Source organism: Citrobacter sp. RHBSTW-01044 (assembly GCF_013781945.1).
GTDB classification, from domain to species: domain Bacteria; phylum Pseudomonadota; class Gammaproteobacteria; order Enterobacterales; family Enterobacteriaceae; genus Citrobacter; species Citrobacter braakii.
In genome coordinates this window covers 811113-827064 of record NZ_CP056180.1, presented here as the reverse complement: position 1 = coordinate 827064, position 15952 = coordinate 811113, and the positions used below count along the sequence as shown (strand labels likewise).

Below are 15952 nucleotides of genomic sequence, written 5' to 3'. Positions count from 1 at the left end.
GTTCTTAGTGCAGAGTCGGTTTACGGACTTCCGGCGCGGTCGGCTGCTGACGCGTAAACGTGTCATGACACAGCAAGGCGGCTACGCGCACGTATTCGATAATCTCTTCGAGCGACATTTCCAGCTCTTCCTGATCTTCGTCTTCGTCATATCCCAACTGAGCGATATTGCGCAGGTCGTCAATCGCTTCACCGGTTTCACCGGTCACTTTGTCGAGCTTTGGCTGCGTAACGCCAAGGCCCAGCAAAAAGTGGTTTACCCACCCCGCCAGCGCATCGGCACGATCAAACACGCTAACGTCGTCGCCTTCAGGCAGATAAAGCTGAAAAAGGAAGCCGTCGTCCTCGAGGGCATCGCTGGTGGCAGAGTGCATTTTCATCAGTGCCTGAGCCAGCTCGTGACCGAAGGCCAAACCTTCGTTCGTCAGGTCGTGCAGCAGCGGCTGCCATGAGCTGTCGTTGTTGCCGCCGCAAATCATCCCGCTGATCAAGCCGTGCATTTCGGCCGGGGTTAATCCAGCCCCTTGTTGGTTCAAAAACTGGCTAACGTCGTTGTAGCCAGGCATTTCGTTCTGTATAGACATAAGCATTCGTCATCAAAGGGAGGAATATTCATGGTATGCTACCACTTTGGGCCCTGGTGGACCAGAAAAGGGCTTGTATCTTGATACCAGGGTAGCTATAGTGTCGCCCCTTCGCGGACCCAAGGTCTGGAGACGAAGGCAGCGCAGTCAATCAGCAGGAAGGTGGCATGTCTGCACAACCCGTCGATATCCAAATATTTGGCCGTTCACTGCGAGTGAATTGCCCGCCTGAACAAAGGGATGCGTTGAATCAGGCTGCGGACGATCTCAATCAGCGATTGCAAGATCTGAAAGTTCGCACTAGAGTCACAAATACTGAGCAGTTGGTTTTCATCGCCGCGTTGAACATCAGCTATGAATTAACTCAGGAAAAAGCGAAGACGCGTGAGTACGCGGCGAGCATGGAACAACGTATTCGGATGCTACAACAGACCATCGAACAAGCGTTGCTTGATCAGGGTCGCATAACCGAAAAAACGGGCCAAAACTTTGAATAACACTTTTCGGTTTACTGTGGTAGAGTGACCGTGAAGACAAAATTTCTCTGAGATGTTTGCAAGCGGGCCAGTCCCCTGAGCCGATATTTCATACCACAAGAATGTGGCGCTCCATGGTTGGTGAGCATGCTCGGCCCGTCCGAGAAGCCTTAAAACTGTGACGACGCATTCACCTTGAACCAAGGGTTCAAGGGTTACAGCCTGCGGCGGCATCTCGGAGATTCCCTTCTACCTGGCAACAGCCATGACACTACTTTCTGAACTCTCTTTATCCCGGCAAGAAATTCGTCAACTGATTCGACAGCGTCGTCGCGCGTTGACCTCTGAACAGCAACGACAATACGGTCAGCAAGCCGCGACCCGAATGCTCAGTTTTCCCCCTGTTGTACTCGCGCATACTGTGGCGGTATTTCTCTCGTTCGATGGCGAACTCGATACCCAGCCGCTGATAGATCAACTGTGGCGAGCGGGCAAGCGCGTTTACCTTCCGGTTCTTCATCCCTTCAGTCCCGGTAATTTACTGTTCCTGCACTATCATCCGCGCAGCGACCTGGTGACCAATCGCTTAAAGATCCAGGAACCACGGCTTGATGTACGCGACGTATTGCCACTGTCAAAGCTGGACGTACTGATTACGCCGTTAGTGGCATTTGATGAGGACGGGCAACGCCTGGGCATGGGCGGTGGATTTTACGACCGCACGCTACAAAACTGGCAGCAGCATAAGATCCAACCCGTGGGCTACGCGCATGACTGCCAGGTAGTAGAAAAATTGCCGGTTGAAGAGTGGGATATCCCGCTGCCAGCGGTGGTGACGCCGTCCAAAATCTGGGAGTGGTAGCCGTTTTTTGCCGATTGACAGCGCCGTTTTTTTGACCTAAATTCCTCGGTGAAGGGTGAGGGAGGCGAACCTCCCTCCTGCGTACTCTCTGTTAATATGCTGGCCAAGCGATGATTAACAGGATCAGCAGCATGATGACGTATCTCATCATCGTCCCTTTCCTTTTTAGAGCCCCTGCTTCGGTAGGGGCTTTCCCGTTTCAGCGCTATGCTGCGCCCCTATCGTAAATTCCTTTTATTGCTGTACAACACGCAACGCTGCCTTTAGTTGCCAACTGCGGCAAAGCTCGAAAAACAGAATGTATGCGTTACAGAAAGAGATTTTGAGGCAGGGAAATCAGAGGAAAGATGGGCAGGTCAACCGCCTGCCCATGTAGAGGAAATCAGTACAGCAGACGAGCGCGAATGGTTCCCGGAAGGGCTTTCATCGCCAGCAGCGCTTTCTCCGCCACATCTTCATCCGCTTCAATATCGATAACCACATAGCCTACCTGCGCTGAAGTCTGCAGATACTGCGCGGCAATGTTGACGCCCTGCTCGGCAAAAATCTGGTTCAGTGCCGTCAGTACGCCCGGACGGTTTTCGTGAATGTGCATCAGACGACGACCACCGTGCAGCGGCAGCGAAACTTCCGGGAAGTTTACCGCAGACAGCGTAGACCCGTTGTCGGAATACTTGGTCAGTTTCCCAGCTACTTCCAGACCGATGTTTTCCTGCGCTTCCAGCGTTGAACCACCAATGTGCGGCGTCAGGATCACGTTATCGAAATCACACAGCGGCGAAGTGAAAGGATCGCTGTTAGTTGCCGGTTCGGTTGGGAATACGTCGATTGCAGCCCCCGCCAGATGTTTAGTCGCTAACGCGTCGCACAACGCAGGAATATCAACAACCGTACCGCGTGCGGCGTTAATCAGCAGCGCACCCGGTTTCATCAGCGAAATCTCACGCGCGCCCATCAGGTTTTTGGTGGAGGCATTTTCCGGCACGTGCAGACTCACCACGTCGCTCATATTGAGCAGGTCGGAAAGATGCTGTACCTGCGTGGCATTGCCAAGCGGGAGTTTATTTTCAATATCATAGAAAAAGACATGCATCCCGAGCGATTCCGCCAGAATGCCCAACTGAGTACCAATGTGGCCGTAGCCGATGATCCCCAGTTTTTTACCACGCGCTTCAAAAGAGCCGGTAGCCAGTTTATTCCACACGCCGCGGTGCGCTTTGGCGTTCGCTTCGGGTACGCCACGTAGCAGTAGCAGCAGTTCGCCAATCACCAGCTCAGCAACGGAACGTGTGTTAGAGAATGGTGCGTTAAACACAGGGATCCCGCGCTTTGCCGCTGCACTTAGATCAACCTGGTTGGTGCCAATGCAGAAGCAGCCAATCGCGACCAGTTTCTCTGCGGCGTCAATCACATCTTCAGTCAGATGGGTACGGGATCGCAGGCCAATGAAGTGGGCATCACGGATGGACTCTTTCAGTTGTTCAGTGTCCAGAGCACCTTTGTGAAACTCGATGTTGGTATAACCTGCTGCACGAAGGCTTTCGAGTGCTTTTTGGTGCACGCCTTCAACCAGCAGAAATTTAATCTTATCTTTCTCCAGTGATACCTTTGCCATTTCCCCGACCCTGTCTTTTTTTGTTCAAACTGATGTGTTGTGTGTGGGATTTTCATCCGTCTCTTCAACATATCAAAAAATAATATTGCGGCAATATGAACGTTTGCGTCGCCGTGCTGAAGAAATGTCATTCAACGGGAAATGTCAGAGGAAAATACTGGCGATAACTTTTTCTTTGGAGAGATCGGCAGGACAATATTATAAACGTGACACAAGTCACCAAATTTGCCCTGCCAAAATTTTTTTAACGGGAGAAGACGCTCCCGTCAGATCATTTTACGATAGTTTTCACGCCGTCAGGCGTACCGATCAGCGCGACATCCGCGCCACGGTTGGCAAACAGGCCGACGGTTACCACACCTGGAATCGCATTGATGGCATTTTCCAGCGCGATGGCGTCGAGGATCTCCAGACCGTGCACATCGAGGATCACGTTGCCGTTGTCCGTCACGACGCCCTGACGGTATTCAGGACGACCGCCCAGCTTCACCAACTGGCGAGCCACAGCGCTGCGCGCCATTGGGATCACTTCGACCGGCAGCGGGAAGTTGCCGAGAATATCGACTTCTTTAGACGCATCCGCGATGCAAATAAATTTCTTCGCCACGGAAGCAATGATTTTTTCACGGGTCAACGCTGCGCCGCCGCCCTTGATCATCTGCATGTGACCGTTGATTTCATCCGCGCCGTCAACGTATACGCCGAGGCTATCCACTTCGTTAAGATCGAACACGTGGATGCCAAGGCTTTTGAGTTTTTCAGTCGATGCGTCCGAACTGGATACCGCACCTTCAATCTGACCTTTCATTGTGCCCAGCGCATCAATAAAGTGTGCGGCTGTTGAACCTGTACCTACGCCCACAATGGTGCCGGGCTGTACATACTGAAGTGCCGCCCATCCTACTGCTTTTTTCAGTTCATCCTGCGTCATGATCGTTTCGCCTGTGGTGTGAATATGGTGGGAAAATTCACGCGCATTATAGAACATTGTGCAGAAAAATGTCCCCACACCCGCTCGCAAGCGGCGGATTTCGTCTTTACCCAATCAAAAATTGTGTCATAGTGCAGAACAAGCAAAAATTTCAGGAGTGCGTCAAAGCAATGAAACGTCCGGACTACAGAACACTACAAGCACTGGATGCGGTTATTCGTGAACGAGGATTTGAGCGCGCGGCGCAAAAGCTGTGCATCACGCAATCCGCGGTTTCACAGCGCATAAAACAGCTTGAGAATATGTTCGGACAACCGCTGCTGGTGCGCACCGTACCGCCGCGCCCAACGGAACAGGGACAGAAACTACTGGCGCTTCTGCGCCAGGTTGAACTGCTGGAAGACGAGTGGCTAGGCGATGAACAAACCGGCTCGACGCCGCTTCTGCTTTCGCTGGCGGTGAACGCCGACAGTCTGGCGACCTGGTTACTTCCGGCGCTGGCCCCGGTACTGGCTAATTCACCGATTCGACTGAACCTGCAGGTTGAAGATGAAACCCGAACCCAGGAACGTCTGCGTCGTGGTGAAGTAGTCGGTGCGGTGAGTATTCAACATCAGGCGCTGCCAAGCTGTCTGGTGGATAAACTGGGCGCGCTGGACTACCTGTTTGTTGGCTCTAAACCTTTCGCCGAGCGTTATTTCCCAAACGGCGTCACCCGTTCCGCCCTGCTGAAAGCCCCGGCGGTCGCGTTTGACCATCTTGATGATATGCACCAGGCGTTCTTGCAACAAAACTTCGACCTGCCGCCGGGCAGCGTACCGTGCCATATCGTTAACTCGTCTGAAGCCTTCGTCCAGTTAGCCCGTCAGGGAACAACCTGCTGCATGATCCCACACTTACAGATTGAGAAAGAGCTGGAAAGCGGTGAGCTTATCGACTTAACGCCAGGCCTGTTCCAGCGTCGGATGCTGTACTGGCACCGTTTTGCACCAGAAAGCCGCATGATGCGCAACGTCACCGACGCGCTGCTGGCCTATGGCCACAACGTACTGCGTCAGGATTAATTCCTCGAACAGAGGCCGGATAGCGGCGTAAAGCCTCATCCGGCCTGCAAGCCTTTCCCCTCATTTCATGCTATTCCCGCCACGTCTTTGAAATACATCACAAAATAAAACACGCCACACGGCAAAAAACGACGTCCTGTTGGCTATTTTTTGCTGGCGACAAGCCAAATGAAAAAGCACACCGTATTCGCAAAGATTCAACTTATTGCGTAATACGGAGCAAAAAATGGCAAACGTGCAGGAGTGGCAAACACTCGCCAATAAAGAACTCAGTCGACGGGAAAAAACCGTTGAGTCGCTGGAAAGACAGACGGCGGAAGGGATTGCCATCAAGCCGCTGTACACCGAAGCGGATCTCGATAATCTGGAAGTCACGGGCACCCTGCCCGGTCTGCCGCCTTACGTGCGTGGCCCGCGCGCCACTATGTATACCGCGCAGCCGTGGACGATTCGCCAATACGCCGGTTTCTCTACCGCCAAAGAGTCCAACGCCTTTTACCGCCGTAACCTCGCCGCTGGGCAAAAAGGGCTTTCCGTCGCCTTTGACCTTGCCACTCATCGTGGCTATGACTCAGACAACCCGCGCGTAGCGGGCGACGTCGGCAAAGCCGGCGTGGCGATCGATACCGTCGAAGATATGAAGGTGCTGTTCGACCAGATCCCGCTGGATAAGATGTCGGTATCGATGACCATGAACGGCGCGGTGCTGCCGGTACTGGCGTTTTATATCGTCGCGGCGCAGGAGCAAGGCGTGACGCCGGAACAGCTCACCGGGACCATTCAGAACGATATTCTGAAAGAGTACTTGTGCCGCAACACCTACATTTATCCGCCAAAACCCTCCATGCGCATTATCGCCGACATCATCGCCTGGTGCTCAGGCAATATGCCGCGCTTTAATACCATCAGCATCAGCGGCTATCACATGGGTGAAGCCGGGGCAAACTGCGTACAGCAGGTGGCGTTTACGCTGGCAGACGGTATTGAATACATCAAGGCCGCGCTTTCCGCCGGACTGAAAATTGATGACTTCGCCCCGCGCCTGTCATTCTTCTTCGGCATCGGCATGGATCTGTTTATGAACGTCGCCATGCTGCGCGCTGCACGGTATCTGTGGAGCGAAGCGGTCAGCAGTTTTGGCGCGACCAACCCGAAATCTCTCGCTCTGCGTACCCACTGCCAGACCTCAGGCTGGAGCCTGACCGAGCAGGACCCGTACAACAACGTGGTACGAACCACCATTGAGGCGCTCGGCGCTACGCTTGGCGGTACCCAGTCTCTGCATACCAACGCTTTTGATGAAGCGCTCGGTCTGCCCACCGATTTCTCCGCCCGTATTGCGCGTAATACGCAGATCATCATTCAGGAAGAATCAGAGATCTGCCGCACCGTCGATCCGCTGGCCGGATCGTATTACGTCGAATCACTCACTGATCAAATCGTGAAGCAGGCGCGCACGATCATCAAGCAGATTGATGAGGCAGGCGGCATGGCGAAGGCGATTGAAGCCGGACTTCCTAAACGGATGATCGAAGAAGCGTCCGCGCGCGAACAGTCGCTGATCGACCAGGGTAAGCGCGTTATCGTCGGGGTGAACAAATACAAGCTGGATAAAGAAGACGACACGTCGGTGCTGGAGATCGACAACGTGAAGGTGCGCAACGAGCAGATTGCCTCACTGCAGCATATCCGCGCCACCCGCGACAATGATGCGGTTAAAGCCGCGCTATCCGCGCTGACCCACGCTGCGCAACAGAATGAAAATCTGCTGGCCGCCGCCGTCAACGCCGCCCGCGTTCGCGCCACGCTCGGTGAAATCTCCGATGCGCTCGAGGCCGCCTTTGACCGTTATCTGGTTCCCAGCCAGTGCGTTACCGGGGTGATTGCACAAAGCTATCACCAGTCCGACAAATCCGCCGATGAGTTCGATGCCATTGTTGCGCAAACTGAACAGTTCCTCGCAGAAAATGGCCGCCGCCCGCGTATTCTGATCGCCAAGATGGGTCAGGACGGCCACGATCGCGGCGCAAAAGTGATCGCCAGCGCCTACTCCGATCTCGGCTTCGATGTCGATCTCAGCCCGATGTTCTCCACACCGGAGGAAATTGCCCGTCTGGCGGTAGAAAACGATGTGCATGTCGTTGGCGCATCATCGCTGGCGGCGGGTCATAAGACATTGATCCCGGAGCTGGTCACCGCGCTCAAAGGCTGGGGACGCGAAGACATTTGCGTCGTCGCCGGTGGGGTTATTCCGCCACAGGATTACGCTTTTCTACACGAACATGGCGTGGCAGCCATTTATGGCCCAGGCACGCCAATGCTCGACAGCGTCCGCGATGTGCTAACCCGTATCAGTCAGCATCATGATTAACGCCGCCACGCTTGAGGATACCGTCCGCCGCTTGCGACTCGGTGAACGGGCTACGCTCGCCCAGGCGATGACGCTGGTCGAAAGCAATCACCCGCGCCACCAGCCGCTGAGTACGCAATTGCTGGACGCGATTATGCCGTTCACCGGTAACGCCCTGCGTCTGGGGATCACCGGCACGCCGGGCGCGGGTAAAAGCACCTTTCTGGAAGCATTCGGCATGCTGTTGATTCGCCGCGGGTTACGGGTAGCGGTGATCGCCGTCGATCCCAGCAGCCCGGTCAGCGGCGGCAGCATTCTGGGTGATAAAACCCGCATGACGGAACTGGCTCGCGCAGAATCTGCGTTTATACGTCCGGTTCCTTCCAGCGGTCATTTAGGCGGCGCCAGCCAGCGCGCCCGCGAATTAATGCTGCTGTGCGAGGCGGCTGGCTTCAACGTGGTGATTGTGGAAACCGTCGGCGTTGGGCAGTCAGAAACCGAAGTCGCAGGCATGGTGGATTGCTTTCTCTCACTGCAAATCGCCGGCGGTGGCGACGATTTGCAGGGCATCAAAAAAGGCCTGATGGAGATGGCGGATCTGGTCGTCATCAACAAGGACGACGGTGATAACCGTACCAGCGTTGCCATCGCCCGCCATATGTACGAATCCGCCCTGCATATTCTGCGCCGCAAATATGACGAGTGGCAGCCGCAGGTTCTGACCTGCAGCGCCCTGGAAAAACGCGGCATTGAGGAGGTTTGGCAGGCGATAACCGACTTTAAAACGTGCCTTACCGCCAGCGGTCGACTGGAAAAAGTCCGCCAGCAGCAGGCGGTGGAATGGCTACACAAGCAGGCTGAAGAAGAAGCCCTGCATCTGCTGTTTGCACGGGCTGATTTCGACCAGTATTTCCAGCAGACGCTGCTGGCCGTCAAAAACAATGATCTTTCGCCGCGCACCGGCCTGCGGCACATCAGCGAATTTATCCAGCATCATTACTTTCAATAAAGAGAACATTATGTCTTATCAATACGTCAACGTGGTCATCATCCAGAAAGTCGCGGTCATTGAGTTCAATTACGCCCGCAAGCTCAATGCCCTGAGCAAAGTGTTTATTGACGATCTGATGCAGGCGCTGAACGACCTCAATCGTCCGGACATTCGCTGCATCATTCTGCGCGCCCCGAGCGGGGCCAAAGTGTTCTCTGCCGGGCATGATATTCATGAACTCCCCACCGGACGTCGCGATCCGCTCTCTTATGACGATCCGCTGCGTCAGATAACTCGCATGATCCAAAAATATCCGAAGCCGGTGATCTCCATGGTTGAAGGCAGCGTCTGGGGCGGCGCGTTTGAGATGATCATGAGTTCCGATCTGATCATCGCAGCCAGTACGTCTACCTTCTCCATGACCCCGGTCAACCTCGGCGTGCCCTATAACCTGGTGGGCATCCACAACCTGACCCGTGACGCTGGTTTTCACATCGTTAAGGAGCTGATTTTTACCGCCTCGCCCATCACCGCTCAACGCGCCATGGCGGTCGGGATCCTCAACCATGTCGTTCCAACCGAGGAACTGGAAGATTTCACCCTGCAAATGGCGCATCACATCTCGGAAAAAGCGCCGCTGGCAATCGCCGTCATCAAAGAAGAACTGCGCGTGTTGGGCGAAGCACACACCATGAACTCTGACGAATTCGAGCGCATTCAGGGCATGCGCCGCGCGGTGTATGACAGCGAGGATTATCAGGAAGGGATGAACGCGTTTATGGAAAAACGTAAACCTAATTTTGTTGGCCATTAATCAAGTCCGACGAAGGAGACGGCCATGAAACGGATGAGCGCCGAACAGGCGGCAGAAATTATCCAGCACGATGATATGGTGGCGTTCAGCGGCTTTACCCCCGCGGGTTCGCCAAAAGCGTTACCCACCGCAATTGCCCAACGCGCCTGCGAACGGCATCAGGACGGGCAGCCTTTTCAGATCCGCCTGCTGACCGGGGCGTCAATTGGCGCCGCCGCTGATGATGCACTATCCGCGGCGGATGCCGTTTCCTGGCGTGCGCCTTATCAAACCTCATCTGGCCTGCGCGAGAAAATTAACCAGGGCCAGGTGAGGTTTGTCGATCTGCATTTGAGCGAAGTCGCGCAGATGGTTAATTACGGCTTTTTTGGCGAAATCGATGTTGCCGTCATTGAAGCCTCCGCCATTGCGCCGGATGGCCGGATTTGGCTTTCCAGCGGTATTGGCAATGCGCCCACCTGGCTGCTGCGGGCGAAAAAGGTGATTATCGAGCTGAATCATTACCATAATCCACGCGTGGCTGAGTTTGCCGACATCGTAATACCCGGCGCACCGCCGCGGCGTAACAGCGTGCCCATATTTCATACCATGGATCGCGTGGGCAGTCAGTGCGTGCAGATAGACCCCAGGAAAGTGGTCGCGGTGGTGGATACCGAGCTGCCCGATGCCGGGAATGCGTCGGATAAAACCAATCCGGTCAGCCAACAAATTGCCGATAACGTCGTCACTTTCCTACTGGCAGAAATGGCGCACAAACGCATTCCAGCAGAGTTTCTGCCCTTACAAAGCGGCGTGGGCAATATCAATAACGCGGTAATGGCGAGACTGGGAGAGAATCCGGATATCCCGCCCTTTATGATGTATTCAGAGGTGTTACAGGAATCGGTGGTGCATCTGCTGGAAACGGGCAAGATCACCGGTGCCAGCGCCTCCAGCCTGACCATCTCAGCCCCGTCGCTACAGAAGATTTACGACAACATGGACTTCTTCGCCAGCCGAATTGTGCTGCGCCCGCAGGAGATCTCCAATAACCCGGAAATCATCCGTCGGCTGGGGGTCATTGCACTCAACGTTGGGCTTGAGTTTGATATCTACGGCCATGCCAATTCCACGCACGTTGCGGGCGTGAACCTGATGAACGGGATCGGCGGCAGCGGGGATTTCGAGCGCAACGCCTACCTGTCTATCTTTATGGCGCCGTCGATTGCCAAAGGAGGGAAAATCTCAACCATCGTGCCGATGTGCAGCCATGTCGACCACAGCGAACATAGCGTTAAAGTGATCGTGACCGAACAAGGGATTGCCGATCTGCGTGGGTTATCTCCGATGCAGCGGGCGCACACGATTATCGATAACTGTGCGCATCCCCTTTACCGGGACTACCTGCACCGCTATCTGGAAAAAGCGCCCGGCGGGCATATCCATCACGATCTCAGCCATGCGTTCGATCTGCATCGCAACCTTCTCGAGACAGGATCGATGCTCGGTTAACTTGCCGTACCGTCACGATCTTCAGCAATATGCTGGAGCATGGTGCCGGTATAGCGATGATTTTTCAGCGAATAGAGAAACTCCTGCATATACATGGGGCTGCCGGGCGCGTCGAAATACTTTAGCGTCGACGGATTCACCAGCCGCCAGGCAAAATGAGGGATCACCGTCAAAAACTGCCCGCGCTCCACCGCGCTAATCTTGGCCATAAAGCTGTACGGACGGTAGATAATCGTCGGATTGATCCCACAGGGCCGCATATAAGCATCCAGCATCGCCTCAAAGTTGGCGCGATTCTGGAAGCGCATTTGCAGCCAGGGTAGCTCGCGCAGCAGATCCTGCGGCTGTTTCTCTTCGTAGCGCCGGGAAACGAGAAACCCCAGACGTAGCGGAGGCAGTTCGCTGATCGCCAGATTTTCCAACTCCTGTACGCGGGGAGAAACGTGCTGCGGCGAGATAATGAAATCAAGTTTGCGGTCGAACAGATTATCAATCACCCCATTCTCACTGAATTCAACGGCCTGGGCCGTAACGCCGTCATATTTATCGCCAAGGCTAATCAACTGGTCAAAAATAATCGTTGGATAAGTATTATCGATACCGATGACGATTTCCCGCGAGCGACAAGAGGCGTTATAGATTTCATTATCAATGGCAGAGAGGCGCTGGTAGACGGGAAACAGCTTCTGATACAGCTCCTGTCCGGCTTTATTCAGGCTGATGTTGTTATCTTTACGGGTAAACAGCGTATAGCCGATTTGATCTTCCAGTGCAGCAATGCTTTTACCGAAAGGCGATGCGGTCATATGTATTTTTTCTGCCGCTCTGGCGATGTTATTGGTTTGCGCCAGCAGAATGAAATTACGCATCTTTTTCGAGATAAAAATATCCATAGCGTCCCCTTAAAAATCGCTATGGCCTATCCTCATTACCACGAAAAAAAAGACTGAATGTGAGGTCTCATTTTTACAGTTGCTCACAGAAAAACCGGCTGGAATATTTTGTCGGCCTGATGAGACGCGTAAGCATCGCCATCAGGCTAAAAACTTGCCGGATGGCGACTTACGCCTATATCAAGACTACTTATTGGTTACTGTAGGCTCAATCTGGAAGACGACATCAACCTGATCGTCAAACTGAATAACCGGCTGTTCGTAGGTTTCCTGAGCGGAGGTTGCAGGCGCTGCATCTGCTTTCATCATCCGTACCATCGGGCTCGGTTGATAATTGGAAACGTGGTAACGCACACTGTAAACGGGACCCAGTTTGCTATTAAAGCCCGCGGCCAGCTGTTCAGCCTGATGAACAGCATCATCAATCGCCGCTTTACGCGCTTTGTCTTTGTAAGCATCCGGCTGGGCAACGCCCAGCGATACCGAACGAATCTCATTCAGACCGGCCTTCAGCGCGCCATCAAGCAGAGCGTTGAGTTTGTCCAACTGACGCAGCGTGACTTCAACGGTGCGCACTGCACGATAACCTTTGAGGATGCTTTTGCCGTTCTGGTAGTCGTAGTCCGGCTGCGTACGCAAGTTTGCAGCGCTAATGTCTTTCTTCGCTATCTGGTTCTGTTCAAGGAAAGACAGATATTGCGCCACGCGCTCATCGGCCTGCTTCTTCGCGGAAGCCGCATCCTTTGCAGCAACGTTCACTTCAATCGCCAGGGTGGCGATGTCTGGTGTTGCATCTACGCTTGCCGTTCCGGAAGTCACGATGTGCGGTCCATTTGGCAACTCATTTGCCTGTACCGATAGTGCGCTGAATCCGACTAATGCCGCCAGGGCCATTATTTTGAACTTCACGGTCGTTCCTCCATGTTTCATTAATTACCCCAAAACTCAGGGCACATGCAGGCAAGCTTAGCCGATCTCGCTGCGTTGTCCATCAGACAACACTTAGTTGAACAGCGCTTGAACGTGCGCAACACCTTCTTTTGCCAGCTGAAAAGCGATAAACCACATCACTAATCCTACCAGCGTATTGATGATGCGCTGTGCTTTTGCAGTTCGCAGACGCGGTGCCAGCCAGGCCGCCAGCAATGCCAGACCGAAGAACCACAGGAACGAAGCGCTGACGGTTCCCAGTGCAAACCAGCGTTTAGGCTCAACGTCCAGTTGTCCCCCCAGACTCCCGAGCACCACAAAAGTATCCAGGTAAACATGTGGGTTGAGCCATGTCACCGCCAGCATAGTGGCGATGATTTTCCAGCGCCCCTGCTTCATCACTTCGGCGCTGGCCAGTTCCAGATTACTGCTCATCGCCGTTTTTAGCGCACCGAATCCGTACCAGAGTAAAAATGCGACCCCGCCCCAGGTGACCAGCGCCATCAGCCATGGCGACTGCATCAGCAAGGCGCTACCGCCGAAGATCCCCGCGCAAATCAGCACTAAATCACTGATAGCGCAGAGTAAAGCGATCATGATGTGATACTGACGACGGATCCCCTGATTCATCACGAAGGCATTTTGTGGACCAAGCGGAAGTATCATGGCTGCACCAAGCGCAAGCCCTTGAAAATAGTAGGATAACATGTAAAACATCTCACATAATTGTCTTGTGGGCAGACTATACTGCGCGGGATTCATTAGAGGAAATGGATAATATTAATCAGTAATTAGCATTATTAATAATACCGCGCACACTCCCCTCCATATTCAGTCTCTGACAATAGCGATTGTGCGTTACCCGAGGTATGCTGAAAGATAAATCTGTCTATACCAAAGGAATGGGTATGAAGCATAACGCGAACATTTTTCTCTTCTGTGCCTCGCTGATAGTTACCAGTTTGTGGCCCACTGTCGCCAGCGCAGACAGAACGCTGCGCTATACCGATCACGAGCCATATGGCAACATGCGTACCCGGCTCATAAAAGAGACTTTTTTTCGCGCGATCGAACAAGAGTCGCTTGGACGTTTGAAAATCGACGCTCACTGGAACGGCGAGCTGTCCACCAGCTATGACGCCTTAAAAACGATCGGCCAGGGCAGCGTGGCGGATATGGGGATCGTGGTCCCTGAGTACACGCCCGAACAACTGCCGCGACACCAGATTTTTAAGAGCTTTCCCCTCGGACCGGGTCGTGGTGAAGCGCAGGTTAACGCCTTTCAGCGGATTTTCCGCGAGTATCGCCAGTTTGGTCGCGAGCTGGAAAACAACAATCTGGTGAATCTTCAGTTTTTCCTCGGCTATCCGGTTGGATTTTTTACGACCAGGCCGAACGTCGATTTGGCACAGCTGAATGCAAGCCAATGGCGGACCGCCAGCTTTTGGCATCAATCATTTTTACGCAACGCAGGCGGCGTGCCGGTCAGCATGCCATGGAATGAAAAAATTACCGATGCGCTTCAGACCGGACAGCTTGACGGCCTGATGGTTAACCTCGACAGCGGAGATGATATCCATGCCCAGCGGGCGGCCCCCTATATTCAGCTCTCCCCTTCGCTCTGGCTCGGACACGTTTATCTTCTGGTGATGAATAAAGACGTCTGGGATAGCCTGGACGTGAAAGATCGCGCAGCCATCAATCGGGCCGCCGCCATGACGCAAAAGCGTATTGGCGCAGTGCAGGACGCAAGCCTGACCGCAATGGCGAAAAAGATGGCAAAAGAGGGTGCACACGTTCATTACCTGACCAACAGCGAGCTGAATGCGTGGCAAGCCGCTACCGGGTATCAGCACGTTCAGGCCGAATGGATTGCCCAACAGGAAAGTAAAGGAATAAACGATGTTGGCGAGCTGATGCAGGGTGTCAGCGCAATTCTTAACAAGACGAGATAAATCAACGCCCGCCTCTCTCTGGCGGGCGTTTTTAGCTGAAGTTACTCGGTCGCGTTCTCTTTCACGCGTTTAAAGTTCACATCCATCTGCGGGTACGGGAAGCTGATACCGTTGGCGTCAAACTCGCGCTTAATACGCTCCAGTACATCCCAGTAGACGCTTTGCAGATCGCTGCTGTTGCTCCAGACACGTACGACGAAATTAATCGAGGAAGCGCCCAGCTCATTCAGGCGTACCGTCATTTCACGGTCTTTTAGGATGCGATCTTCTGACTGGATGATATCAGTGAGGATTTTTTTCACCTGATCGATATCGGAGTCGTAGGCCACGCCGATAATAAATTCGTTACGACGGACCGGCTCGCGAGAGAAGTTAATGATGTTCCCGGCAATAATTTTACCGTTTGGGATCACCACAATCTTACCGTCTACGGTACGCATAGTTGTGGAGAAAATCTGCACGTTAAGCACGGTTCCCGCAACGCCGCCAAGGTCTACATATTCACCCGCGCGGAACGGACGGAACATCACCAGCAGCACGCCTGCGGCGAGGTTGGACAGCGACCCTTGCAGTGCCAGACCGACAGCTAAACCCGCGGCACCGAGAACGGCGATCACGGAGGCAGTTTGCACCCCAACGCGACCCAGCGCGGCAATCAGCGTGAAAGCGATAATACCGTAGCGCACCAGTGCAGAAAGAAAGTCGGCAACGGTGGCATCAATTTTACGCGCCAGCATCAGGCGATTAACGGTGTTTGATACGATACGCGCCACGATCATACCGATAATGACAATCGCGATGGCCGCAACGATGTTGACGGCATAGCTCAACAGTAGCTCCTGATTGCGGACCAGCCAGGTGCCCGCACCGTTTATGCTGTCGACAACATTCAAATCTTCCATTCAATAGTCCTTGAGCATGTCAAAAAAATTACGAGATCAATCTCACGAAAACACCCTATTAAAGGTAAACAAAAAAGACCGAATCTGCCATTTTT

The 15952-nt window shown here is 53.7% G+C and carries 15 protein-coding genes and 1 other RNA gene; 9 read left to right on the top strand and 7 right to left on the bottom strand.

The features are described 5' to 3' along the window. Positions 1-4: 4 nt before the first annotated feature. The gene (locus HV352_RS04045) at positions 5-583 is read right to left on the bottom strand and encodes a YecA family protein (protein WP_016157420.1); all 579 of its coding nucleotides are present in this window, start codon (positions 581-583) and stop codon (positions 5-7) included. A 167-nt stretch (positions 584-750) separates the two neighbouring features. Here HV352_RS04045 and zapA point away from each other — a divergent pair, with 167 nt between their 5' ends. The 3 genes from zapA (at position 751) to HV352_RS04030 (ending at position 1921) form a co-directional block, all read left to right on the top strand. Continuing rightward, complete coding sequence (gene zapA, locus HV352_RS04040) at positions 751-1080, top strand: cell division protein ZapA (RefSeq protein WP_003026980.1); 330 nt, start codon at positions 751-753, stop codon at positions 1078-1080. A 41-nt stretch (positions 1081-1121) separates the two neighbouring features. Continuing rightward, positions 1122-1305, top strand: a non-coding RNA gene (ssrS, locus tag HV352_RS04035) — 6S RNA. 19 nt (positions 1306-1324) lie between these two features. Beyond that, positions 1325-1921, top strand: a complete 597-nt coding sequence (locus HV352_RS04030; protein WP_103284195.1) for a 5-formyltetrahydrofolate cyclo-ligase — start codon at positions 1325-1327, stop codon at positions 1919-1921. Between the two features lie 382 nt (positions 1922-2303). On the opposite strand, the gene serA is transcribed toward HV352_RS04030, so the two are convergent. Continuing rightward, positions 2304-3536 carry a phosphoglycerate dehydrogenase gene (gene serA, locus HV352_RS04025; RefSeq protein ID WP_016154363.1) on the bottom strand — a complete coding sequence of 411 codons (1233 nt, stop codon included), beginning with the start codon at positions 3534-3536 and terminating at the stop codon, positions 2304-2306. 271 nt (positions 3537-3807) lie between these two features. After that, positions 3808-4467 carry a ribose-5-phosphate isomerase RpiA gene (rpiA, locus tag HV352_RS04020; protein ID WP_016154364.1) on the bottom strand — a complete coding sequence of 220 codons (660 nt, stop codon included), beginning with the start codon at positions 4465-4467 and terminating at the stop codon, positions 3808-3810. 170 nt (positions 4468-4637) lie between these two features. Here rpiA and argP point away from each other — a divergent pair, with 170 nt between their 5' ends. From argP to HV352_RS03995, 5 genes are all read left to right on the top strand, one after another. Continuing rightward, positions 4638-5531 (top strand): DNA-binding transcriptional regulator ArgP, encoded by an 894-nt coding sequence (gene argP / locus HV352_RS04015; RefSeq protein WP_003825477.1) that lies wholly within the window; start codon positions 4638-4640, stop codon positions 5529-5531. A gap of 226 nt (positions 5532-5757) precedes the next feature. Beyond that, positions 5758-7902, top strand: coding sequence for a methylmalonyl-CoA mutase (gene scpA, locus HV352_RS04010; protein WP_181635217.1), 2145 nt, complete (start codon positions 5758-5760; stop codon positions 7900-7902). After that, entirely contained in the window at positions 7895-8890 is a 996-nt protein-coding gene (meaB, locus tag HV352_RS04005) for a methylmalonyl Co-A mutase-associated GTPase MeaB (protein ID WP_016154366.1), read from the top strand. The genes scpA and meaB overlap by 8 nt, the downstream gene beginning before the upstream one ends. Before the next feature lie 10 nt (positions 8891-8900). After that, positions 8901-9686 (top strand): methylmalonyl-CoA decarboxylase, encoded by a 786-nt coding sequence (gene scpB / locus HV352_RS04000; RefSeq protein ID WP_016154367.1) that lies wholly within the window; start codon positions 8901-8903, stop codon positions 9684-9686. A gap of 24 nt (positions 9687-9710) precedes the next feature. After that, a complete protein-coding gene (locus HV352_RS03995) occupies positions 9711-11177 on the top strand; it encodes an acetyl-CoA hydrolase/transferase family protein (protein WP_149382400.1) in 1467 nt (488 codons plus the stop codon). Here HV352_RS03995 and HV352_RS03990 read toward each other — a convergent pair. The 3 genes from HV352_RS03990 to argO all read right to left on the bottom strand — a co-directional run bounded on the left by HV352_RS03990 (position 11174) and on the right by argO (position 13708). Beyond that, the gene (locus tag HV352_RS03990; RefSeq protein ID WP_103284199.1) at positions 11174-12070 is read right to left on the bottom strand and encodes a LysR family transcriptional regulator; all 897 of its coding nucleotides are present in this window, start codon (positions 12068-12070) and stop codon (positions 11174-11176) included. The genes HV352_RS03995 and HV352_RS03990 overlap by 4 nt on opposite strands. A gap of 186 nt (positions 12071-12256) precedes the next feature. Continuing rightward, complete coding sequence (locus HV352_RS03985; protein ID WP_029139653.1) at positions 12257-12979, bottom strand: oxidative stress defense protein; 723 nt, start codon at positions 12977-12979, stop codon at positions 12257-12259. A 93-nt stretch (positions 12980-13072) separates the two neighbouring features. Continuing rightward, positions 13073-13708, bottom strand: coding sequence for an arginine exporter ArgO (argO, locus tag HV352_RS03980; RefSeq protein WP_016157426.1), 636 nt, complete (start codon positions 13706-13708; stop codon positions 13073-13075). Positions 13709-13908: 200 nt separating this feature from the next. On the opposite strand from argO, the gene dctP reads away from it, so the two are divergent. After that, complete coding sequence (gene dctP / locus HV352_RS03975; RefSeq protein ID WP_049268792.1) at positions 13909-14955, top strand: TRAP transporter substrate-binding protein DctP; 1047 nt, start codon at positions 13909-13911, stop codon at positions 14953-14955. A 41-nt stretch (positions 14956-14996) separates the two neighbouring features. Here the strand turns inward: dctP and HV352_RS03970 are convergent, their stop codons facing one another. Beyond that, complete coding sequence (locus tag HV352_RS03970) at positions 14997-15857, bottom strand: small-conductance mechanosensitive channel MscS (RefSeq protein WP_016154372.1); 861 nt, start codon at positions 15855-15857, stop codon at positions 14997-14999. Positions 15858-15952 lie beyond the last annotated feature (95 nt).